Source organism: Pseudomonas putida (assembly GCA_041071465.1).
GTDB classification, from domain to species: Bacteria; Pseudomonadota; Gammaproteobacteria; order Pseudomonadales; family Pseudomonadaceae; genus Aquipseudomonas; species Aquipseudomonas putida_P.
The window spans coordinates 70,528-92,679 of record CP163498.1; the positions used below are offsets into that span (position 1 = coordinate 70,528).

Annotated in this window: 18 protein-coding genes and 4 pseudogenes; 13 read left to right on the forward strand and 9 right to left on the reverse strand. The window is 62.5% G+C overall.

The window, feature by feature from the left end; all coding sequences use genetic code 11:
• Positions 1–5 precede the first annotated feature (5 nt).
• The 6 genes and pseudogenes from nuoI (at position 6) to nuoN (ending at position 6,276) form a co-directional block, all read left to right on the forward strand.
• Positions 6–554, forward strand: a complete 549-nt coding sequence (gene nuoI, locus AB5975_00330) for an NADH-quinone oxidoreductase subunit NuoI (protein ID XDR20463.1) — start codon at positions 6–8, stop codon at positions 552–554.
• Between the two features lie 10 nt (positions 555–564).
• A complete protein-coding gene (nuoJ, locus tag AB5975_00335) occupies positions 565–1,065 on the forward strand; it encodes an NADH-quinone oxidoreductase subunit J (GenBank protein ID XDR20464.1) in 501 nt (166 codons plus the stop codon).
• Between the two features lie 3 nt (positions 1,066–1,068).
• A complete protein-coding gene (nuoK, locus tag AB5975_00340; GenBank protein ID XDR20465.1) occupies positions 1,069–1,377 on the forward strand; it encodes an NADH-quinone oxidoreductase subunit NuoK in 309 nt (102 codons plus the stop codon).
• Positions 1,374–3,227, forward strand: coding sequence for an NADH-quinone oxidoreductase subunit L (nuoL, locus tag AB5975_00345; protein XDR20466.1), 1,854 nt, complete (start codon positions 1,374–1,376; stop codon positions 3,225–3,227). The genes nuoK and nuoL overlap by 4 nt, the downstream gene beginning before the upstream one ends.
• A 40-nt stretch (positions 3,228–3,267) precedes the next feature.
• Positions 3,268–4,799: pseudogene (gene nuoM, locus AB5975_00350) on the forward strand (NADH-quinone oxidoreductase subunit M).
• A gap of 7 nt (positions 4,800–4,806) precedes the next feature.
• Positions 4,807–6,276 carry an NADH-quinone oxidoreductase subunit NuoN gene (gene nuoN / locus AB5975_00355; protein ID XDR20467.1) on the forward strand — a complete coding sequence of 490 codons (1,470 nt, stop codon included), beginning with the start codon at positions 4,807–4,809 and terminating at the stop codon, positions 6,274–6,276.
• An 89-nt stretch (positions 6,277–6,365) separates the two neighbouring features.
• Here nuoN and AB5975_00360 read toward each other — a convergent pair whose 3' ends face one another.
• On the reverse strand, positions 6,366–6,629 hold the full coding sequence (locus AB5975_00360) for an ogr/Delta-like zinc finger family protein (GenBank protein XDR20468.1): 264 nt from the start codon (positions 6,627–6,629) through the stop codon (positions 6,366–6,368).
• Between the two features lie 179 nt (positions 6,630–6,808).
• On the opposite strand from AB5975_00360, the gene AB5975_00365 reads away from it, so the two are divergent.
• Positions 6,809–7,189, forward strand: a complete 381-nt coding sequence (locus AB5975_00365) for a helix-turn-helix domain-containing protein (protein XDR20469.1) — start codon at positions 6,809–6,811, stop codon at positions 7,187–7,189.
• Here the strand turns inward: AB5975_00365 and AB5975_00370 are convergent.
• The 3 genes from AB5975_00370 to AB5975_00380 are packed head-to-tail and all read right to left on the reverse strand — an operon-like array spanning position 7,186 to position 8,146.
• Positions 7,186–7,548, reverse strand: a complete 363-nt coding sequence (locus AB5975_00370) for a hypothetical protein (GenBank protein XDR20470.1) — start codon at positions 7,546–7,548, stop codon at positions 7,186–7,188. The two genes, AB5975_00365 and AB5975_00370, sit on opposite strands and share 4 nt — an antisense overlap.
• Complete coding sequence (locus AB5975_00375) at positions 7,541–7,888, reverse strand: head completion/stabilization protein (protein ID XDR20471.1); 348 nt, start codon at positions 7,886–7,888, stop codon at positions 7,541–7,543. The genes AB5975_00370 and AB5975_00375 overlap by 8 nt, the downstream gene beginning before the upstream one ends.
• A 9-nt stretch (positions 7,889–7,897) precedes the next feature.
• Complete coding sequence (locus AB5975_00380; protein XDR20472.1) at positions 7,898–8,146, reverse strand: LuxR family transcriptional regulator; 249 nt, start codon at positions 8,144–8,146, stop codon at positions 7,898–7,900.
• Positions 8,147–8,365: 219 nt separating this feature from the next.
• Between AB5975_00380 and AB5975_00385 the strand changes: the two genes are divergently transcribed.
• Positions 8,366–10,438, forward strand: a complete 2,073-nt coding sequence (locus AB5975_00385) for a TonB-dependent receptor family protein (protein ID XDR20473.1) — start codon at positions 8,366–8,368, stop codon at positions 10,436–10,438.
• A gap of 84 nt (positions 10,439–10,522) precedes the next feature.
• Here the strand turns inward: AB5975_00385 and chrR are convergent, their stop codons facing one another.
• Entirely contained in the window at positions 10,523–11,083 is a 561-nt protein-coding gene (chrR, locus tag AB5975_00390; GenBank protein ID XDR20474.1) for a class I chromate reductase ChrR, read from the reverse strand.
• A gap of 156 nt (positions 11,084–11,239) precedes the next feature.
• Between chrR and AB5975_00395 the strand changes: the two genes are divergently transcribed.
• Positions 11,240–11,458 carry a hypothetical protein gene (locus AB5975_00395; GenBank protein ID XDR20475.1) on the forward strand — a complete coding sequence of 73 codons (219 nt, stop codon included), beginning with the start codon at positions 11,240–11,242 and terminating at the stop codon, positions 11,456–11,458.
• On the opposite strand, the pseudogene AB5975_00400 reads toward AB5975_00395, so the two are convergent.
• The 4 genes and pseudogenes from AB5975_00400 to AB5975_00415 all read right to left on the reverse strand — a co-directional run bounded on the left by AB5975_00400 (position 11,442) and on the right by AB5975_00415 (position 15,827).
• A pseudogene (locus tag AB5975_00400) lies at positions 11,442–13,690 on the reverse strand (Orn/Lys/Arg decarboxylase N-terminal domain-containing protein). The gene AB5975_00395 and the pseudogene AB5975_00400 overlap by 17 nt on opposite strands.
• Before the next feature lie 92 nt (positions 13,691–13,782).
• A complete protein-coding gene (gene dnaQ / locus AB5975_00405) occupies positions 13,783–14,541 on the reverse strand; it encodes a DNA polymerase III subunit epsilon (protein ID XDR20476.1) in 759 nt (252 codons plus the stop codon).
• Positions 14,542–14,592: 51 nt separating this feature from the next.
• On the reverse strand, positions 14,593–15,039 hold the full coding sequence (rnhA, locus tag AB5975_00410; GenBank protein ID XDR20477.1) for a ribonuclease HI: 447 nt from the start codon (positions 15,037–15,039) through the stop codon (positions 14,593–14,595).
• A gap of 15 nt (positions 15,040–15,054) precedes the next feature.
• Positions 15,055–15,827 (reverse strand): annotated as a pseudogene (locus AB5975_00415) (class I SAM-dependent methyltransferase).
• Positions 15,828–15,912: 85 nt separating this feature from the next.
• On the opposite strand from AB5975_00415, the gene gloB reads away from it, so the two are divergent.
• The 4 genes and pseudogenes from gloB (at position 15,913) to AB5975_00435 (ending at position 22,151) form a co-directional block, all read left to right on the forward strand.
• Positions 15,913–16,692 carry a hydroxyacylglutathione hydrolase gene (gene gloB, locus AB5975_00420; protein ID XDR20478.1) on the forward strand — a complete coding sequence of 260 codons (780 nt, stop codon included), beginning with the start codon at positions 15,913–15,915 and terminating at the stop codon, positions 16,690–16,692.
• 100 nt (positions 16,693–16,792) lie between these two features.
• Positions 16,793–18,223, forward strand: coding sequence for a LysM peptidoglycan-binding domain-containing protein (locus tag AB5975_00425; GenBank protein ID XDR20479.1), 1,431 nt, complete (start codon positions 16,793–16,795; stop codon positions 18,221–18,223).
• A 549-nt stretch (positions 18,224–18,772) separates the two neighbouring features.
• A pseudogene (locus AB5975_00430) lies at positions 18,773–20,319 on the forward strand (extracellular solute-binding protein).
• Complete coding sequence (locus AB5975_00435) at positions 20,316–22,151, forward strand: extracellular solute-binding protein (protein ID XDR20480.1); 1,836 nt, start codon at positions 20,316–20,318, stop codon at positions 22,149–22,151. The pseudogene AB5975_00430 and the gene AB5975_00435 overlap by 4 nt, the downstream one beginning before the upstream one ends.
• Position 22,152: the final 1 nt, after the last annotated feature.

Genomic DNA, 22,152 nt, shown 5'->3' on the forward strand with positions numbered 1-22,152 from the left:
GACCCATGTTCAAGTATATCGGCGACATCGTTAAGGGCACCGGCACACAGCTGCGCAGCCTGGCCATGGTGTTCTCCCACGGGTTTCGCAAGCGCGACACCCTGCAGTACCCCGAAGAGCCCGTGTACCTGCCGCCGCGCTACCGCGGCCGCATCGTCCTTACCCGCGACCCCGATGGCGAGGAGCGCTGCGTAGCGTGCAACCTCTGCGCGGTGGCCTGCCCGGTTGGCTGCATTTCGCTGCAGAAGGCCGAGACCGAGGACGGCCGCTGGTACCCGGAGTTCTTCCGCATCAACTTCTCGCGTTGCATTTTCTGCGGCCTGTGTGAAGAAGCGTGCCCGACCACCGCGATCCAGCTGACCCCGGATTTCGAAATGGCCGAGTTCAAGCGTCAGGACCTGGTGTACGAGAAAGAAGATCTGCTGATCTCCGGCCCCGGCAAGAACCCTGACTACAACTTCTACCGTGTTGCGGGTATGGCGATCGCTGGCAAGCCGAAGGGCTCTGCACAGAACGAAGCCGAGCCGATCAACGTGAAGAGCTTGCTCCCATAAGGACAGAAAGATGGAATTCGCTTTCTACTTCGCATCCGGGATCGCCGTGGTCTCCACCCTTCGGGTGGTTACCGGCACCAACCCCGTGCACGCCTTGCTTTACCTGATCATTTCGCTGATTTCCGTGGCCATGATCTTCTTCTCCCTGGGTGCGCCGTTCGCCGGCGCCCTGGAAGTGATCGCCTACGCCGGCGCCATCATGGTGCTGTTCGTGTTCGTCGTGATGATGCTCAACCTCGGGCCGGCTTCGGTCGCCCAGGAACGCGGCTGGCTCAAGCCCGGTATCTGGGCAGGGCCGGTAATCCTGGGCACCCTGCTGCTGGCAGAGCTGCTGTACGTGCTGTTCGTCACCCCGAGCGGCGCTGGCATCAGTGGCACCACCGTGGGCCCGAAAGAAGTGGGCATCAGCCTGTTCGGCCCGTACCTGCTGGTGGTCGAACTGGCTTCGATGCTGCTGCTGGCTGCAGCCGTCACCGCCTTCCACCTGGGCCGCAACGAGGCGAAGGAGTAAATCATGGGTGCTATCCCTCTCGAGCATGGTCTGGCGGTCGCCGGTATCCTGTTCTGCTTAGGTCTGGTTGGCCTGATGGTCCGCCGCAACATCCTCTTCGTGCTCATGAGCCTGGAAGTCATGATGAACGCCTCTGCCCTGGCGTTCGTCGTCGCCGGTGCCCGTTGGGTCCAGCCCGACGGCCAGGTGATGTTCATTCTGGTGATCAGCCTGGCAGCCGCCGAGGCCAGTATTGGCCTGGCCATCCTGCTGCAGCTGTATCGCCGCTTCCACACTCTCGACATCGATGCTGCCAGTGAGATGCGCGGATGAACCTTATCTTCCTGACTTTCGTCTTCCCCCTCGTCGGCTTCCTGCTGCTGTCGTTCTCGCGCGGGCGGTTCTCGGAGAACCTGTCCGCCCTGATCGGCGTCGGTTCGGTCGGCCTGTCGGCCGCCACAGCCGCCTATGTCATCTGGCAGTTCAACGTCGCCCCGCCTGAAGGCGGTGCGTACAGCCAGCTGCTGTGGCAGTGGATGTCGGTGGACGGCTTCGCGCCGAACTTCACCCTGTATGTGGATGGCCTGTCGGTCACCATGCTGGGTGTGGTCACCGGTGTGGGCTTCCTGATCCACCTGTTCGCCTCCTGGTACATGCGTGGCGAAGCCGGTTACTCGCGCTTCTTCTCGTACACCAACCTGTTCATCGCCAGCATGCTGTTCCTGATCCTGGGCGATAACCTGCTGTTCATCTACTTCGGCTGGGAAGGCGTGGGCCTGTGCTCGTACCTGTTGATCGGTTTCTACTACAGCAACCGCAACAACGGTAACGCGGCACTCAAGGCCTTCATCGTCACCCGTATCGGCGACGTGTTCATGGCCATCGGCCTGTTCATCCTGTTCGCCCAGCTGGGTACCCTGAACGTGCAGGAACTGCTGGTGCTGGCACCGCAGAAGTTCCAGGCTGGCGACACCTGGATGGTGCTGGCAACCCTGATGCTGCTGGGCGGCGCGGTCGGTAAATCGGCCCAGCTGCCACTGCAGACCTGGCTGGCCGACGCGATGGCGGGCCCGACCCCGGTTTCGGCACTGATCCACGCCGCGACCATGGTGACCGCGGGCGTCTACCTGATCGCCCGTACCAACGGCCTGTTCCTGCTGGCGCCGGACATCCTGCACCTGGTAGGCGTGGTCGGTGGCGTGACCCTGGTACTGGCCGGCTTCGCCGCGCTGGTGCAAACCGACATCAAGCGTATCCTCGCCTACTCGACCATGAGCCAGATCGGCTACATGTTCCTGGCCCTGGGCGTAGGTGCCTGGGACGCGGCGATCTTCCACCTGATGACCCACGCCTTCTTCAAGGCCCTGCTGTTCCTAGCCTCCGGTGCGGTGATCGTTGCCTGCCACCACGAGCAGAACATCTTCAAGATGGGCGGCCTGTGGAAGAAACTGCCACTGGCCTACGCCAGCTTCGTGGTCGGTGGCGCAGCCCTGGCTGCCCTGCCGATCGTGACCGTGGGCTTCTACTCCAAGGACGAGATCCTCTGGGAAGCCTTCGCCAGCGGCAACACCGGCCTGCTGTACGCCGGCCTGGTGGGCGCGTTCATGACCTCGCTGTACACCTTCCGCCTGATCTTCATCGCCTTCCACGGCGAAGCCAAGACCGAAGCCCACGCCGGCCACGGCATCAGCCACTGGCTGCCACTGGGCGTGCTGATCGTGCTGTCGACCGCCGTTGGCGCCTGGATTCACCCGCCGCTGGCAGGCGTGCTGCCTGAAAGCGCCGGCCACGCCGGTGGCGAAGCCAAGCATGCGCTGGAGATCACCTCCGGTGCCATCGCCATCGCCGGTATCCTGCTGTCGGCCCTGCTGTTCCTGGGCAAGCGCACCTTTGTCAGCGCAGTTGCCAACAGCGGCATCGGTCGTGTCCTGTCGGCCTGGTGGTTCGCCGCCTGGGGCTTCGACTGGATCTACGACAAGCTTTTCGTCAAACCGTACCTGCTGATCAGCCACATCCTGCGCAAGGACCCGGTTGACCGCACCATCGGCCTGATTCCTCGGATGGCGCGTGGCGGCCACGTCGCCATGAGCAAGACCGAGACTGGCCAACTGCGCTGGTACACCGCCTCTATCGCCGTGGGTGCCGTGCTGGTGCTCGGTGCCGTGGTAGTGGCTGCGGTATGACTCTGAATCTTGCGACTTTGCCAAAGGAAACCAACCCGTCATGATTTTGCCTTGGCTGATCCTGATCCCCTTCATCGGCGGCTTCCTGTGCTGGCTGGGTGAGCGCTTCGGCGCCACCCTGCCGCGCTGGATCGCGCTGCTGACCATGTCCCTGCTGCTTGGCATCGGCCTGTGGCTGTGGGGCACCGGCGACTACACCCTGGCCCCTGCTCCGGGCGCCGAACCTGCCTGGGCACTCGAATACAAAGTCGAGTGGATCAAGCGCTTCGGTATCAGCATCCACTTGGCCCTCGACGGCCTGTCGCTGCTGATGATCCTGCTCACCGGCCTGCTCGGTGTGCTGTCGGTACTGTGTTCCTGGAAAGAGATCCAGCGCCACGTCGGCTTCTTCCACCTCAACCTGATGTGGATCCTCGGCGGCGTGGTCGGTGTGTTCCTGGCCCTGGACCTGTTCCTGTTCTTCTTCTTCTGGGAAATGATGCTGGTGCCGATGTACTTCCTCATCGCGCTCTGGGGTCACAGCTCGGCAGACGGCAAGAAAACCCGGATCTACGCGGCGACCAAGTTCTTCATCTTCACCCAGGCCAGCGGCCTGATCATGCTGGTGGCGATCCTGGGCCTGGTGCTGGTCAACTACAACACCACCGGCGTGCTCACGTTCAACTACAGCGACCTGCTGAAGGCCGAGCTGCCAGCCGGCGTCGAGTACGTGCTGATGCTGGGCTTCTTCATTGCCTTCGCGGTGAAGCTGCCGGTCGTGCCGTTCCACTCCTGGCTGCCTGATGCTCACGCCCAGGCACCGACCGCAGGTTCCGTGGACCTGGCGGGTATCTTGCTGAAGACTGCGGCCTACGGCCTGCTGCGCTTCGCCCTGCCGCTGTTCCCGAATGCCTCGGCCGAGTTTGCGCCCATCGCCATGACCCTGGGCCTGATCGGTATCTTCTACGGTGCTTTCCTGGCCTTCGCACAAACCGACATCAAGCGCCTGATCGCGTTCTCCAGCGTCTCGCACATGGGCTTCGTGCTGATCGGCATCTACTCCGGCAGCCAGCAGGCCCTGCAAGGCGCGGTGATCCAGATGCTGGCCCACGGCCTGTCGGCTGCCGCGCTGTTCATCCTGTCCGGCCAGCTGTACGAGCGCCTGCACACCCGTGACATGCGTCAATGGGCGGCCTGTGGCACCGCATCGCTTACCTGCCGGCTATCAGCCTGTTCTTCGCCGCCGCATCGCTGGGCCTGCCTGGCACCGGTAACTTCGTCGGCGAGTTCCTGATCCTGATCGGCAGCTTCGTGCATGTACCGTGGATCACCGTGATTGCCACCACAGGTTTGGTGTTCGGTTCGGTGTACTCGCTGATCATGATCCACCGCGCCTACTTCGGCCCGGCCAAGAGCGATACCGTGCTGGCCGGCATGGACGGTCGCGAACTGATCATGGTCCTGGGTCTGGCGGTATTGCTGATCCTGCTGGGCGTGTATCCGCAGCCGTTCCTCGACACCTCTGCCGCCACCATGAGTGGTGTGCAGCAGTGGCTCGGTTCCGCTTTCACTCAACTCGCTTCGGCCCGGTAAGAGCGCTATGGAATTCACCACTCAACACTTCATCGCATTGGCGCCGATGCTGATCACCACCATCACCACGGTGGTGGTGATGCTGGCGATCGCCTGGAAGCGCAACCACTCGCAGACCTTCCTGCTGTCCACCGTGGGCCTGAACCTGGCCCTGCTGTCGATCCTGCCGGCGCTGAAGGTTGCGCCGCTGGCGGTCACCCCGCTGATCACCATCGACAAGTTCGCCTGCTTGTACATGGCGATCATCCTGGTCGCCACGCTGGCCTGCGTCACCCTCGCTCACGCCTACCTCGGCGAAGGCTCCAAAGGTTTCCCGGGCAACCGTGAAGAACTGTACCTGCTGCTGCTGATGTCGGCCCTCGGTGGCCTGGTGCTGGTCAGCGCCAACCACCTGGCCGGCCTGTTCATTGGCCTGGAGCTGCTGTCGGTACCGGTCTATGGCCTGGTGGCCTATGCGTTCTTCAACAAACGCTCGCTGGAAGCCGGCATCAAGTACATGGTGCTGTCGGCCGCAGGCTCGGCGTTCCTGCTGTTCGGCATGGCCCTGCTGTACGCCGACGCCGGCAGCCTCAGCTTCGACCAGATCGGCAAGGCCCTGGCTACCACCAGCATGCCAAGCCTGGTGGCCCAGCTGGGCCTGGGCATGATGCTGGTCGGCCTGGCCTTCAAGCTGTCGCTGGTACCGTTCCACCTGTGGACCCCGGACGTATACGAAGGCGCCCCGGCACCTGTCGCCGCGTTCCTGGCAACCGCCAGCAAGGTGGCAGTATTCGCCGTGGTCGTGCGCCTGTTCATGCTCTCCCCTGCTGCCAGCAGCGGCGTGTTGAGCACCGTGCTGGCGGTGATCGCCGTGGCCTCGATCCTGATTGGTAACCTGCTGGCGCTGACCCAGAGCAACCTCAAGCGTCTGCTGGGTTACTCGTCCATCGCCCACTTCGGTTACCTGATCATCGCGCTGGTCGCCAGCAAGGGCCTGGCCCTGGAAGCCATGGGCGTGTACCTGGTCACCTACGTGATCACCAGCCTGGGCGCCTTCGGTGTCATCACCCTGATGTCCTCGCCCTACGGCGGCCGTGACGCCGATGCACTGTACGAGTACCGCGGCCTGTTCTGGCGCCGTCCGTACCTGACCGCGGTACTGACCGTGATGATGCTGTCGCTGGCGGGCATCCCGCTGACCGCTGGTTTCATCGGCAAGTTCTACATCATCGCCACCGGCGTCGAGTCGCACCTGTGGTGGCTGGTCGGTGCGCTGGTGATCGGTAGCGCCATCGGCGTTTACTACTACCTGCGTGTCATGGTGACCCTGTACCTGGTCGAGCCAAACCTGCGTCGCCACGACGCCCCACTGAAGTGGGAACAGCGCACCGGCGGCGTCATGCTGCTGGCCATCGCCATTCTTGCTTTCGTGCTGGGCGTATACCCGCAGCCACTGCTGGAACTGGTTCAGCAAGCGGGCCTGCAACTGATCGGCTGATCGCCCCGGCAGCCTCGGTAAAACAAAACACCCCGCCTAGGCGGGGTGTTTTTTTATCTGCACGTTCTACTGCCTGCACCCAAGAGTGCCTAATCAATCGGGCTGCCCTGGCCCGCGCCCGGCAGGGCGGCTTTGCGCAAATCACCATTGGCCGAAGGCAGGTACACTTCCGGGTTGGGCATACCGCTAGGGGAGAGTTCATGGGTCATTTCGAATTCGGCGCGCACTGACCAGCCACACACTTCGGTGGTGCATTGCAAATAAGCAATTCGCAGGAAAATATGGCGCCCTTCACTTGTACGTATGCGCATCCGGCTGTGGCAGTGCGGGCAAACCAATTTGTAAGTACTCACGGCAAGTACCTACTAGCATTGCTCAGGCCAACCTTTCTGTCAGAATTGACTGCAACTGCTAGTGTATTCTTTAACTCGATGTGTCTCATTTCAGGAATGCTCCTTAAAACGCAGGGCTGTATTCATAACGAGTAGTTTAAGCCCATGGAATATTAATAAACCAGTCATGGATATTTGTTATGAGTACTCACGTACTTGCTGCGGTGCTCACGCGCCTTAAGCTTCTCACTGGCGCCCAGACAGATGCCGAGCTGTCACGCGCGCTGTCCATCAGCCCACAGACACTGAGCAGTTGGAAGGTTCGCGACAGCGTCCCATACTCACTTTGCATAGAAATTGCCCGGCAGCATGCGTGTTCACTGGACTGGCTATTGCTAGGCCAGGCCGAGCACAACACCGCCGGCCCGGATGACGCAGGCTGGGAGTGCGATATGCTTGAACGGCTGCGCACGTTATCGCCCTGCGATCGTCAAGCCATCTTGTTGTTCGTCAAGGACAAGCAGCGTATCCAGCAACTGGAACAGCAACTGAATGCGCTTGGTGCAGTGGCCAATGGTTAACTCCGACGACGCCAACGCTGCAGCAGTTCTCGCGGGTCCAGCGTATCCACCAGGACCATGACTTTGAGGCTGATGGGAATCACCACCACTGCCGCGACGAATCCAGCCATCCCCCGGGTCAGCAAAGGCACCAATGACGAAACCAGCGGTTCGAACAAGTGGCCCACTCCCACGGTCACGAAGACCAGCAACAGTTTCTTGCCCAGTTTCAGGCGCTTGGTCATGTTGGTGATCAAGCGGTCGCGCGCGGCACTCACCAGCAAAGCCCCCAGTAGCGCGGCGAACAGTACATAGCCATCCACACCCAGCAACGCCACCATTGCCGCGGGCAATTGGTCGAAAACAAATTGCTCAGGCATGGGCAAGCCCTCGGCGCGACACTGGCAGGTAGGCTGTAGAACCTAGGCTATGCATGACAGCAGCCTCGACAAAACGGATGTAGCACACCCGTAACGCGCGCCCATGCTCGTGCCCGGCCACATCCTCGAGGCGCTTGTAACCCCGGTCTCGTAATACTGCCCGCCAACGGGCGAATTCACGTGCTGCGTCGATGGCGGCGCAGCGCGCGGCAAGTTCCAGCACAGCTTCACTGACAGACCGCTGCAATTGCAGGCGCTCACGCAACCTGTCCAGGTCTACCCGTGGCCAGAAAGGGTCATGGCAATCGGCAAAGCGCGGTAACCGCAGATCGTTGGTCATGCGTCCCCCTCATTGCTCGGCCAGCAAGCCGTAGCGAATGGCTTTGATCACCGCTACCACGCGGGTAGGCACATCGAATTTGCGCAGGATGTTGGACACGTGGAAGTTCACCGTCGACTCCTTGCAGTCAAGAATCCGGCCGATCTCCCACGAACTCTTGCCGTAGGCACACCACAACAGGACCTGCCGTTCACGAGGCGTCAGACGCACCGGGGCGTCCGCCGGGGGTTGCTGCGAGTATCGAGCGTTGTCAGTCATGTATGAACTCCACAGGTGATTGAACAAGGCATCGCTGCCGATCTGCAGTCACCTTACGAAGCGCAGGCCATCCGCTTCCACTTGCGTGGTTTGTAAAGAACTTTCGTACAAAACCGTCTGACGATGGTTACAAAAGATTTGCTTACTTCCTCGTGCTCCAAGCCGCATTTCGCTCGTCTCAACGCCGTTGTCCATTCGCCTTTCGCCTGGAGTCGTACAATGCGTGCCGATTTACCCCTCTCGCCCTGCCTCGGTCTGCTGGCTGCCTTGGCCGCCAGCCAGCCCGCCCTGGGGGCGTCTTCGGTCGAATTGGGCCAGGTCCTGATCACCGACGAGGAGCAGAACGAGCTGACGGCAGCCAGCGAGCGCCTGCGTGAAATACCGGGGGCCAGCAACCTGGTGGACATGCAGCGCGTGGGGCAAGGCCGAGTGGCCAGCAACCAGGACGTGCTGGCCTACCAGCCTGGGGTGTTCGCCCAATCGGCAGGCAACGACGGCATCAAGCTGTCGATCCGCGGCTCGGGCATCAACCGTGCGCCGGGTGCGCACGGCTCTGGGGTGTACACAATGTTCGACGGCCTGCCGCTGACCGGCCCGGGCGGCACCCCTTACGAGCTGTTCGAGCCGCTATGGCTCAGCCGAGCCGAGGTGTTGCGCGGCGCCAATGGCTTCGACCAAGGCTCCCTGGCCTTGGGTGGCGCGATCAACTATGTCACGCACACTGGCTACGACGCCGCACCGCTGCAAGTACGCTATGAGGTTGGCAGCCGTGGTTACCAGCACCGGCACATCAGCTCGGGCCAAGTGCTGGGCAACCTCGACTACTACGTGGCCCTGACCGATTCGGAATACGACGGCTACCAGACGCACAGCAGCGGCAGCGCCAAGGGTGTTGCCGCCAATGTCGGTTACCGCTTCAACCCGAACCTGGAAACCCGCTTCTACCTGCGTTACCGGGAAACCGAAAACGAACTGGCCGGGCGCCTGACCAAAGACCAGATCAAGCACCACCCGCGCGCGGCCAACCCGGCCTATCTGGCCCGCGACGACAGCCGCCCGCAGCCAGGCAGCACCTGGGTGGGCAACAAGACCACCTTCTACCTCGACGACGATGCGCGCCTGGAAGCCGGCCTGGTATATCACGATTACCCGATGGACCTGCGTGAAGGCCCGATGCGCCTGAAGGTCGCCTACACCGATGTCAGCGGCACGCTGAACTATTTCCGTCGCGACACGCTGCTTGGCCACGAAAGCAAGACCACCATTGGCTGGCGCACCACCAAGCACCTGCCCAACAGCGGCGCCTCACAATTTACCCGCATTGGCGATGTGTTCGGCGAGCGCACCCGCGACTTCACCTACCAGGGCTCGGACACCGTACTGCATCTCGGCAACGACCTGGAGCTGGCCCCTAACCTGTGGCTTACCACCGGCCTGGCAATGATTTACACCCGCCGGGAAAGTGACGTGACCTACCCCGCCGAAGGCGGCAAGGTGAGCATGCATGACTGGGACTATGCACCACGCCTGGGGCTGCGCTACGACATTCGCCCGGACCTGCAGGTGTACGGTAACCTGAGCCGCTCGGTAGAACCGCCGCACCCGTGGTCACTGATCTGGAGCGCCCCCAGCACAGGCGGCAAGCAGATCCAGCCGATCGAAATGCAGAACCAGACCGCCACCACCCTGGAGCTGGGCGCCCGTGGCGATTCGGCGGTTGGCCGCTGGGACCTGGCCTGGTACTACTCGCAGGTGCGCCACGAATTGCTGGCCGTTGAGGTAGTGCCGAACTTCACCTCGGAATTCAACGCCAGTGACACCGTGCACCAAGGCGTCGAAGCCGGCCTTGACAGCACCCTGTGGGAACGCGCCGGTACCGGCAAACTGAGCCTGCGCCAGGCCTACACGTTCAGCGATTTCCACTACCGTGATGACGACACGTTCGGTGATAACCGCCTGCCTGGCATCCCTATGCACTACTACCAGGCCGAGCTGCGCTATGACTGGCCGAGCGGCTTCTACGCCGGGCTCAACACGCAGATGGCGTCGAAGGTGCAAGTGGACTATGCCAATAGCTACCACGCCGACGAATATGCCTTGCTCGGCGCGCGGCTGGGCTGGGACTCACCTAAGCAGGACTGGCAGACCTGGCTGGATTTACGCAACCTGACCAACAAGCGCTATGCGGCCACGGTGACGCCGGCCTACAACGACGCCGGCAAGGACAACGCCCGCTCGACGCCGGGCGAAGGGTTTGGCGTATACGCCGGGGTTTCCTATAGCTTCCGCTAGAACTCACCGCGCACGCTTTATGTAGGAGCAGCCTCTTCGCAGCACAAGGCTGCTCCTGCAAAGCACCTACCCAACGACTGCGGATCAGACCGCCCTGTTCAACTTCACCCACGAAGCGAACTTGTCGACAAACGCCTGCAAGAATGGCCGGGTCTTGTCGTTGAGCTTGCCCGAATCCTCGAACAGGCTCGCCGCACCGCCGATATAAGCCTCTGGCATCTGCATGCAAGGCATATCGAGAAACACCAGCGACTGACGCACGGCATGGTTGGCGCCAAAGCCACCAATAGCCCCCGGCGACACACTCACCACCGCTGTCGGCTTGCCACTCCAGGCGCTTTGTCCATAGGGGCGCGAGCCCACATCGATGGCGTTTTTCAGGCAGCCCGGCACCGAGCGGTTGTATTCCGGCGTGACGAACAGCACCGCATCGCTGCGGCGGATCTCCTCGCGAAAACGCTTCCAGGCCTCTGGCGGCGCATCGGCCTCGACATCTTCGTTGTACAACGGCAAATCACCAATCTCGACGATTTTCAGGGCAAGGCTGGACGGCGCCAGCTCTGAAAGTGCGCGGGCGACCTTGCGGTTGTAGGACTCCTTGCGCAAGCTACCAACGACGACTGCTACCGAATACACCTGGCTCATGGCAATTCCAACCTTTGCGGGGTAAAGAGACGTTGTAGTTATAGATGACCGTTCCTCGGCACTTTGGTTTTTTTTCCGCAGGGCGAAAACTTCCGAGGCTGTTTCACGGTCTATGCCTTTAGACATTTCCTACGTAATTCAGAGGTTTCCACCCAAATGGCAGCAGTAATGGTCGGCCAATTCCACGCCCGTGACGCCGAAGGCCGCATCTACCCCGTGCACGAGTTCCAGGAGTCCACCCTGCAACTCGACGGCAGCACGCTGGGCGCCCCCATCACCACCTACCGCCTTGCCATCGGCGACAAGGTCAACCACTTGGGCGAAAACCGTTTCGAACTGGCGCGCTCCGGCGTCGAGATCACTCGCATTCCATGATGCAATCCACGGTGTAGCGGCCATTTTCGTTCTGCAGGCCGTGAACATCCGCGACAAACCCCGGAAAGCCTTGGTTGAAGGCTCGGGCGAAGGCCAAGTAGTCAAGTATCGAGCGGGTCGCCTCGGTGAACCGCTCTCCCGGCATGATCAACGGAATACCGGGCGGGTACGGCACCAGCATCACCGCGGCCACACGGCCCAGCAAAGCTTCGATCGGCACCGCTTCCACCTCGCCACGTACCATCTGGTCATAAGCCCGAGCGGGGCTCACGGCCACCTCCGGCAAACGCGTGAACACCCGCTTCAGCTGCTTGGCCGTGGCATTGGCACGGTAGCAGTCATGCAACTGTTCACACAGGTCGCGCAGGCCCATGCCCCGGTAGCGTGAGGCATCGGCAACCCCCACACTCGGCAGGCAACTGCTCAGCGGTGTATTGCCGTCATAGTGGCGCTTGAACTCCAGCAGTTCGGTGAGCAAGGTGCTCCACTTGCCCTTGGTGATGCCCATGGAAAACAGCACCAGGAAGCTGTACAAGCCGGTTTTTTCCACCACCAGCCCGCGCTCCCAGAGAAACTTGCTGACCACCGCCGCCGGGATGCCATGCTCACCCAGCACACCGCCCGCACTCAGCCCCGGCATTACCAGGGTCACCTTCAGAGGGTCGAGCAACACGTAGCCGTCCGCCACCTCACCAAAGCCATGCCACTGCGCCCCCGGCTGCAGCAGCCAGTCCTGCGCGGCCAAGGGCTGGATGCCTTCAGTGCTGGGCGGCTGCCAAATACTGAACCACCAGTCATCCGCAGCAATGTGCTCGCGCAGGTTGGCCAGGGCACGACGAAAACTCAGCGCCTCATCGAACATTTCTTGCAACAGCGAATGCCCGGCCTGCCCTTCCATCATGGTCGAGGCCACGTCCAGCGAGGCAAGGATGCTGTACTGCGGCGAAGTCGAGATATGCATCATGAACGCTTCGTTGAAGCGGTCCCGGTCCAGCTGCCGCCTGGCCCCGTCCTGCACATGGATCATCGAGGCCTGGCTGAACGCCGCCAGCAGCTTGTGGGTGGAATGGGTGCTGAACACCAGCGGGCTGTCGGCTGCGCAGGCAGTGCCCATGGCATAGCGCCCGGTGAAGAAGCCGTGAAACGCCGCATAAGCGAACCAGGCCTCGTCGAAGTGCAGTACTTCCACGCTGGCACCCAGGGCCTGCTTGATCATCCCGGCGTGGTAGCACAGCCCGTCATAGGTGGAGTTGGTCACTACCGCCAGCTTGATACGTTGCCCACGGCCATGGGCAAGGGGGTTGGCCTGGATCTTCGCCTCGATTGCCTCGGGGCTGAACTCGCTGAGCGGGATCGGCCGATGATGCCCAGCTCGTTGCGCTCTGGGCACAGGTACAGCGGAATGGCGCCGGTCATGATGATCGCGTGCACCACTGACTTATGGCAGTTGCGGTCCACCAACACCAGGTCGTCGCGACCGACCATGGCGTGCCAGACAATCTTGTTGGCTGTGGAGGTGCCATTGATGACGAAGAAGGTGTGGTCGGCACCGAAGTTGCGCGCCGCCCTGGCCTCGGCTTCGGCCAAGGGGCCTGTGTGGTCGAGCAGCGAGCCCAGCTCCGGCACTGAAACAGACAGGTCCGAGCGCAGGGTGTTTTCCCCGAAGAACTGGTGGAAGGCCTGGCCTACCGGGCTTTTATGATAGGCCACGCCACCGCCATGGCCCGGGGTATGCCAGGAATAGTTGGACTGCGCGGTATGCTGCACCAGGGCCTTGAAGAACGGTGGCAGCAGACCGTCAAGGTAGGTGTGTGCGGCACGCGCCACCTGGCGGGCGAGAAACGGCACGGTGTCTTCGAACAGGTAAAGGATGCCACGCAGCTGGTTGAGCTCGCTCATGGCTTCGGCAGGGGCGTTTTCCAGGGTCACCTGCTCGCCCAAGGCGAAGATCGGCAAGTCGGGCGCGCGCATGCGCGCCAGGCGGATCAGCTCGGCCATGTTCTGCAGCAGGTGGGTGTTTTCGCCAACTCCTTCGGCGGCAATCAGCATGCAGGCCAGGCCGTGGTGAGTGGCGGCAACCAGGCGCGCTTCGGCGTGGTCGGCGGCGGCCAGAATGGCGAAACCGTCCTGGCGCAGTTCCTCGGCGATGCCCCGCACGCGCTCCCCGGCGACACTGTCAGCCTTGATAGCACGGTGGACGATGAGGATCGGGAACTTGAGGTCCTTGTACATCAGGTGGCTACCTCCGAAGGACATGGCGTCCTTCTCAGGGTAGTAGAACCTGTGTTGTCAGTGCCCGCGAACAGACCGGGGCAGCCGAACGATCAGCCCGCTGGCGTCTCGGTCAAGGCCTGCCACATCGAAGGCCCACCCGCCGACTTGGCGATGGCCGCCAGGCGCTCGGCATGTGCCTCCAGTTCCTCGGCACTGGCCATGATCACCCGCCCCGGCGTACGCCCGGTAATACGGCGGATCTCGCTGCCGCCAGCCTCACTCCCTTCACCCTCGGCGTCTGCGCCATGCCCAGCCAACGACAGGCTGGTCTGGCCACCGGTCATGGCCAGGTAAACGTCTGCCAGCAGTTCCGAGTCGAGCAGCGCACCGTGCAGTTCACGGCCGGAGTTGTCGATGTCGTAGCGTTTGCACAGCGCATCCAGGCTGTTGCGCTGCCCCGGATGGCGCGAACGTGCCAGCAGCAGGGTATCGAGGATGGTGCAGTGCTGCGAAACGTCGGCGCGGTCCTGCTGGCCAATCAAGGCAAATTCGTTGTTGATGAAGCCAACGTCGAACGCCGCGTTGTGGATGACCAGCGTGGCGCCCTGGATGAATTCGAAGAACTCCTCGGCGACATCGCCAAAGCGTGGCTTGCCGACCAGGAAGGCATCGGTGATACCGTGGACGTTGATCGCGCCCTCGTCACTCTCGCGGTCTGGCTGCAGGTAGACGTGGAAGTGCCGCCCGGTCAGACGCCGGCCGATGACCTCGACACAGCCGATCTCGATGATCCGGTGGCCTTCGCCAACTGGCATACCCGTGGTTTCGGTATCGAGAATGACGAACCGTTTATCTTGCTGCTGCTCCACGCGGGGCGCTCCAACTTGCATCAGTTACGAAGGCCGCGATTGTACCCCAGCTCAACGCTGGGCGCGTACCTCATCGACCCCACGGTTGGCCAGCTGGTCGGCGCGCTCGTTGCCGGGGTGGCCGATGTGGCCGCGCACCCACTTCCAGGTCACCTTGTGGCGGTTGACCTGCTCATCAAGCTGCTGCCACAGGTCGGCGTTCTTCACCGGCTCCTTGGCCGCCGTCTTCCAGCCGCGCTTCTTCCAGTTCACCATCCACTCGTTGATGCCCTTCATCACGTACTGCGAGTCGGTGGTCAGCACCACCTCGCATTCGCGCTTCAGCGACATCAGGCCCTGAATCGCGGCCATCAGCTCCATGCGGTTGTTGGTGGTCTCACGTTCGCCGCCCCACAGTTCCTTCTCGACGCCCTTGTAGATCATCAGGACGCCCCAGCCACCAGGGCCTGGGTTGCCCTTGCAGGCACCATCAGTAAACATCTCGACGCTATCGCTCATGTACCACTCTTGAATTCAGTGCTTGTCAGTTTCGGGGTTGGCCGCCGTGCGGTTGACCTTGGCCAGTGGCAGCGGCAGGAATTTGCCCATCGGCTCGCGGCGCTCCGGCGCAGTGGCCGCAACCCTACCACCATCTTGCGCGCCACCAGCAGGTACACCCCGCCACCGGAGCCCTGCCAACCGCCGGCCAGCCGTTCCCAGCCCTCCAGGCGTTGCTGCCAGGCCGGTGAAGCAAGCGGCGGACGATAGCACCCGAAGCGGCGTTTCTCCAGCGCGAAGCCCAGCAGGTTGAGCCAGTCGCCCACCCGCGACGGCGAGATGCAGCGCGCCTTGCGCAGCGCGCCATGGCTGAAGAAATGGCGCATGCCCCAGCTGCTCCACGGGTTGATGCCGACAATCAGCAGGTGCCCGCCCGGGCGCACGGCACTGGCGGCCTCGCGCAGCAGGCCATGGGGTGACAGGCAGAAATCCAGGCCATGCTGCAGCACGACCACGTCGGCAGCATGCTCGCTCAGCGGCCAGGCCTGCTCCTCGCAGACGATCTCCACCCCAGGCAGCGGCGCGCCGAGGCGCACGTTGCGCTGCACCTGGGGCGCGCTCGGTGGCGGCTCGGCGCAAGGCCCGTAGTGCACCAGGTAACCGCCGAAGAAGCGCCCAAGCTCTTCTTTCAGCAGTTTTTCTTCCTCCTTGAGCATCAGCTGGCCGAGTGGCCCATTGAACCACTCACGGGCCAGGCTGATCAGCTCGACCCAGTCCGGGTCGGCCTGGGCAAAGGCTTGGTCGGTCATTGCGCTCTCCCTCGAAGGTTCTCCCACCGCGCCATCGCGGCTAAGATGCCCTCATGTGCCACGCTAGGCGAATCGGATCCGCACCATGATACAGATCGATGCTCTCCCCGCTTTCTCCGACAACTACATCTGGTTGTTACAGGATACTGCCAAACGCCGTTGTGCGGTGGTCGATCCGGGTGATGCCGCCCCGGTGGAACGCTGGCTGGCCGCCAACCCGGAGTGGGTGCTGAGCGACATCCTCGTCACCCACCACCACAACGACCACGTCGGCGGTGTGGAACGGCTGAAGCAACTGAGCGGCGCGCGAGTCTGCGGCCCCGCCAACGAGCGTATTCCCGCCCGCGACCTGGCCCTGGACGAAGGCGACAAGGTCGACGTGCTGGGCGTGACCTTCCAGGTTCTGGCGGTGCCCGGCCACACCCTGGGGCACATTGCCTTCTTCAGCGACGGGCCGCCAACCCCCGTTCTGTTCAGTGGCGACACACTGTTCGCCGCCGGTTGCGGGCGCATGTTCGAGGGTACACCCGAACAGATGCAGCCCGCCCTCGCCCGCCTGGCGGCACTGCCAGAGCAGACCGAAGTGTATTGCGCCCACGAATATACCCTCAGCAACCTGCGCTTCGCCAAGGCGGTAGAGCCGACCAATACGCACGTTCAGCAACGCTTCGAGGACGTTACCCGTTTACGCGCCGAAAATCGCATCAGCTTGCCATCAACGATTGGCCTGGAGCGTCTGACCAACCCCTTCTTACGTACCTCTGAAACATTAGTTAAACAAAAAGCAGACGAATGGAAGGGACATTCAAACACCTCGCATGTCGCTGTTTTTGCTGCCTTGAGGTCTTGGAAGGACACCTTCTGATAACCGCAAGATATATCGCAAGTGATGGTCAAAGGTTGACCAGGCCCGGAGCGGTTTCTAGAATCGCCGAAATTTTTCGCCCGGATACCTGTGTCAGCCGATGTCTTCCCGTAGCCGCAGAACCTCTCATTCCGTCGCCCTGACGCGCCTGGCCCAAATCAGTGCGCTGGCCCTGGCCGCCACCTTGGTGGGCTGCCAGAGCACCCGTCAGCTCGACGAATCCGAAAGCGTTCGCGCGCACAACTACCAGGCGCGGATCAAGCACAAACCTTCACCGCTGCTGGCCAAGCCGGCCGAGCAAGCACCACAGGATGTCTGGGAGCGCATGCGCCAGGGCTTTGCCCTGCAGGACAGCATCGACGTCAACCCGCGCATCGAACAACAGCGCCTGTGGTTCGCCAGCAACCCGACCTTCATCGAAAGCGCTGGCGAGCGTGGCAGCCTCTACCTGCATTACATCGTCGAGCGTCTTGAAGAACGCGACATGCCGCTGGAGCTGGCCCTGCTCCCCGCCATTGAAAGCGCCTACAACCCGATGGCCTACTCACGCGCCAGTGCTGCCGGCATGTGGCAGTTCATGCCAGCCACAGGCCGTCACTTCAACCTGCGCCAGACCAACTTCTACGATGGCCGCCGCGACATCACCGCGTCGACCAACGCTGCGCTGGATTACCTGACCCGCCTGCACGACATGTTCAACGGTGACTGGCTGCTGGCCCTGGCCGCCTACAACGCCGGAGAAGGCACGGTCAGCCGCGCCATGGAACGCAACGAACGGCTCGGGCTGCCAACCGACTACTGGAACCTGCCGCTGCCACAGGAAACCCGCGACTACGTACCCAAGTTGCTGGCCCTGTCGCAGGTGGTGCTCACGCCTGAAGCCTACGGCGTGAACCTGAACCCGATCGCCAACGAGCCCTATTTCGAAGCGGTGGCCATCAACGACCGCCTCGACCTGTCGCGGGTGGCGGCATTTGCCAACATCGACGAAGACGAGTTGATCCAACTCAACCCAGCCTTCAAGAAACGCATGACCGTGGACGGCCCGCAGCAGTTGCTGGTACCGACCGCCAAGGCGCAATTGCTGAGCGACAGCCTGTCCAACCTCAAGCCAGAACAGCTGGTCAGCCTGCAACCGAACAAGGCCGTGTTCGCCCGCGCCGTGGCCGAAGCCAAGGCACCGGTGGCCGCGCGCAGCTACCGGGTCAAACGCGGCGACAACCTGGGCGCCATCGCCAAGGCCAACCGTGTTTCGGTCAATGACATCAAACGCTGGAACCGTCTGTCCGGCAACAACCTGCGTGCCGGCCAGGTGCTGGCACTTCGCGGTGGCAGCGGACCGAGCGCCGCCGGCAACCGGGTAGCGGCGTCCGGCAAGCGCTCCACCCAGTACAAGGTACGCAAGGGCGACTCGCTGTACCTGGTGGCCAAGCGCTTCAACGTGGAAATGCAGCACCTCAAACGCTGGAACCCACGCAGCGGCCACGCCCTCAAGCCGGGCCAAACCCTGACCGTCTACCTCTCGCATTGATATAACGCTCAGGGCCATTGCGCGGCCCTGTGGGGCGGCCTTGTTTCGCGACAGGGCTGCTTCGCAGCCCCGGCAATGCAAGCTGCGAAGCTGAGACCCTGGGGCCGCTAAGCGCCCCTTTCGCGACAAAAGGCCGCTCCCACAGGTACCACGCCGCTCACGCCGACCTGTACCACCAACCCCTCCCTCAAAACCTCTCTTTTTCCAACCCCACCAAGCTGTTACTGTACCCGGTCAAAGCCCAACGCCTCTGGATCGGATGCCGACTTGATACGTCCCCTCCTGCTATCACTCAGCCTGGCCTTGAGCTTTCCCGCAGCCGCGATGGTGAGCGAAAGCCACGGATACGCGCAGTTCGGCACGCTCAAGTACCCAGCCACCTTCACCCACTTCGACTGGGTCAACCCGCAAGCGCCCAAGGGCGGCACCTTGCGGGCCATGGCTTTTGGCACCTTCGATACCCTCAACCCCTACACCTTCAAGGGGTCGAGCCCTATAACCACGCCCAATTTCCAGCAGTACGGCATCAGCGAGCTTAACGAGCCGCTGATGGTCGGCACCGGCCTGTACGACCCGTCCGGTGACGAGCCCACCTCCAGTTATGGCCTGATCGCCCGCTCGGTGGAGTACAGCGAGGACCGCAGCTGGGTGGTGTTCAACCTGCGCCCGGAAGCCCGCTGGCATGACGGCCAGCCGATAACCTCGGCCGACGTGGCCTTCTCCTACCGCACGCTGCTCAAGGACGGCCACCCGATCTACCGCACCAACCTGCAGGAAGTACAACGGGTGGACATCCTGGGCCCGCTGCGCATCCGCTTCGTGTTCAAACGCGCCGGCAACCCGCTGCTGATCCTGCGCCTGGGCGAAATGCCGGTGCTGCCCAAACACTATTGGCAAAAGCGCGACTTCAAGGCCACCACCTTCGAGCCCCCCTGGGCAGCGGCCCCTACCGCATCACCCAGGTACAACCCGGGCGCCGGCTGGTGTTCGAACGGGTGAAGAACTACTGGGGCAAGGACCTGGCGGTCAACCGTGGCAAGTACAATTTCAAGCGGGTGGAATACGAGTTCTACCGCGACGCCACCGTGGCCTTCGAAGCGTTCAAGGCTGGTGAATTCGACATCTACATCGAGCACCAGGCAAAAAACTGGGCCAACGGTTACAACTTCCCCGCCGTGCGCCGTGGCGAGGTGATCAAAGCACAAATCCCGCACAGCATCCCCACGCAAACCCAGGGCCTGTTCATGAACAGCCGCCGGGTCACATTCAGCGACCCGCGGGTACGCCAGGCGTTGGGGCTGATGCTCGACTTCGAATGGACCAACCGCGCACTGTTCAGCAGCGCCTACCGCCGCTCAACCAGCTACTACCCCAACAGCGAATTCGCCGCCAGCGGCCTGCCCACCGGCAAAGAGTGGCTGCTGCTGGCGCCATTCCGGGACCAGTTGCCCGCCAAACTGTTCAGCGAACCCTACAAGGTCAGCCACACCGATGGCCGTGGCATCAGCCGCCAGACCCTACGCCAGGCCCTGGGCCTGCTCGCCGAGGCCGGCTGGAAGCTGAACGGCCAGCGCCTGGTCGACAGCAAAGGCCAGCAACTGCGCATGGAGCTGCTGCTGGTAAACCCCAACCTTGAACGCATCCTGCAACCTTATGTCGAAAATCTGTCCAGCATCGGCATCGATGCGCGCTTGCGCACCGTGGACCGTGCCCAGTACAAACAACGCCTGGACCAGTTCGATTTCGACATGATTCTGATGACCCTGAACCAAACCCTGAGCCCCGGCCTCGAACAATGGCTGTACTTCCATTCCAGCCAGGCCGCGACCAAGGGCAGCAAGAACTATGCTGGGGTCAAGGACCCGGTGGTCGACCACCTGCTCGACACCTTGCTCGCCGCCCGCACCCGCGATGACCAGGTCGCCGCCGCCCGTGCCCTGGACCGCGTGCTCTCATGGCAGTACTACATGATCCCCAACTGGTACCTCGACAATCACCGCCTGGCCTACCGCAACCGGTTCGCCTTCGTCACCACGCCGCCCTACACCCTTGGGCTGAACAGCTGGTGGATCAAGACTTCGGAGAAAGCCCAATGACGCCAACGCACCGTCTGCGCCGGCTGGCAGGCAGCCTGTTGCTCGCCTGCCTGAGCCTTCCCGCCCTGGCCGCACCGCAACACGCGCTTACCTTGTACGATGAGCCACCCAAGTACCCCGCCAACTTCAAGCACTTCGACTACGTCAACCCGGACGCGCCCAAGGGCGGCACCTTCCGCCAGTCCAGCTTTGGCGGCTTCGACAGCCTCAACCCGTTCATCAACAAAGGCGTGGCGGCCGAGAACATCGGTAGCATCTACGACACCCTGATGCGCCAGAGCCAGGATGAGCCGTTCACCGAGTACGGCCTGGTCGCCGGCAAGATCGAAAAGGCCCCGGACAACAGCTGGGTGCGCTTCTACCTGCGCCCCGAAGCACGCTTCCATGACGGCCACCCGATGCGCGCCGACGACGTGGTGTTCACCTTCAACGCCCTGATCAAGGACGGCGCCCCACTGTACCGGCAGTACTACGCCGACGTCGCCGAGGTAGTCGCCGAAGACCCACTGAAGGTGCTGTTCAAGTTCAAGCACACCAACAACCGCGAGCTGCCGCTGATTCTCGGCCAATTGCCAGTACTGCCCAAACACTGGTACGAAAACCGCGACTTCAACCGCGGCAACCTGGAGATCCCGCTGGGTAGCGGCCCGTACAAGGTCGCCGAGGTCAAAGCCGGGCGCTCGGTGCGTTACGAGCGGGTCAAGGATTACTGGGCCAAAGACCTGCCGATCAACCGTGGCTTCTATAATTTCGATGTCATGACCTTCGACTCCTACCGGGACACCACTGTCGCCCTGGAAGCACTCAAGGCCGGCGCGTTCGACTATGCCCTGGAAGTCAGCGCCAAGAACTGGGCCACCGCCTACAACGTGCCCGCCGTGCGTGACGGCCGTCTGATCAAGGAAGAACTGCCCAACGGCAACCCCACCGGCATGCAGGGTTTCATCTTCAATATCCGCCGCCCGGTGTTCCAGGATGTGCGTGTGCGCCAGGCACTGAGCCTGCTGCTGGACTACGAATGGACCAACAAGCAGCTGTTCAACGGCGCCTACACCCGCACCGGCAGCTACTTCGACAATTCGGAAATGGCCGCCCACGGCCTACCCAGCCCCAGCGAGTTTAAAATCCTCGAACCATTGCGCGGCAAAGTGCCCGAGCAGGTATTTACCGAGGCCTTCCACAACCCGGTCAGCGACGGCAGCGGGATGATCCGCGAGCAGCAGCGCCAGGCCTACAAGCTGCTACAGGAAGCCGGCTGGAAAATCGTCGACGACAAGATGGTCGACGCCCAAGGCAAGCCGGTAAGCATCGAGTTTCTATTGGCGCAGACCGAGTTCGAGCGCATCCTGCTGCCGTTCAAGCGCAACCTCGCCGACCTCGGTATCGAGCTGAACATCCGCCGGGTCGATGTTTCGCAATACATTACCCGCCTGCGATCTCGGGACTACGACATGATCGTCGGCGGCTACCCGCAGTCCAACTCGCCGGGCAATGAACAACGCGAGTTCTGGTCAAGTGCCGCCGCCGACAACCCCGGAAGCCGCAACTTCATCGGCCTGCGCGACCCGGCCATCGACCAGTTGGTGGAAGAGCTGATCAACGCCGACTCGCGCCAGAGCCTGGTCGACCACTGCCGCGCCCTCGACCGTGTGTTGCTGTGGGGCTACTACGTGATACCCAACTGGCATATCAAAACCTGGCGCGTGGCCTACTGGAACCACATCGGCCATCCGAAAGTGTCGCCCAAGTACGACATCGGCATCGATACCTGGTGGATCAAGCCCGGGGTAACCCCGGCGGTCAGCGAAGCCCCTGCGGACGAGGCCAACTAAG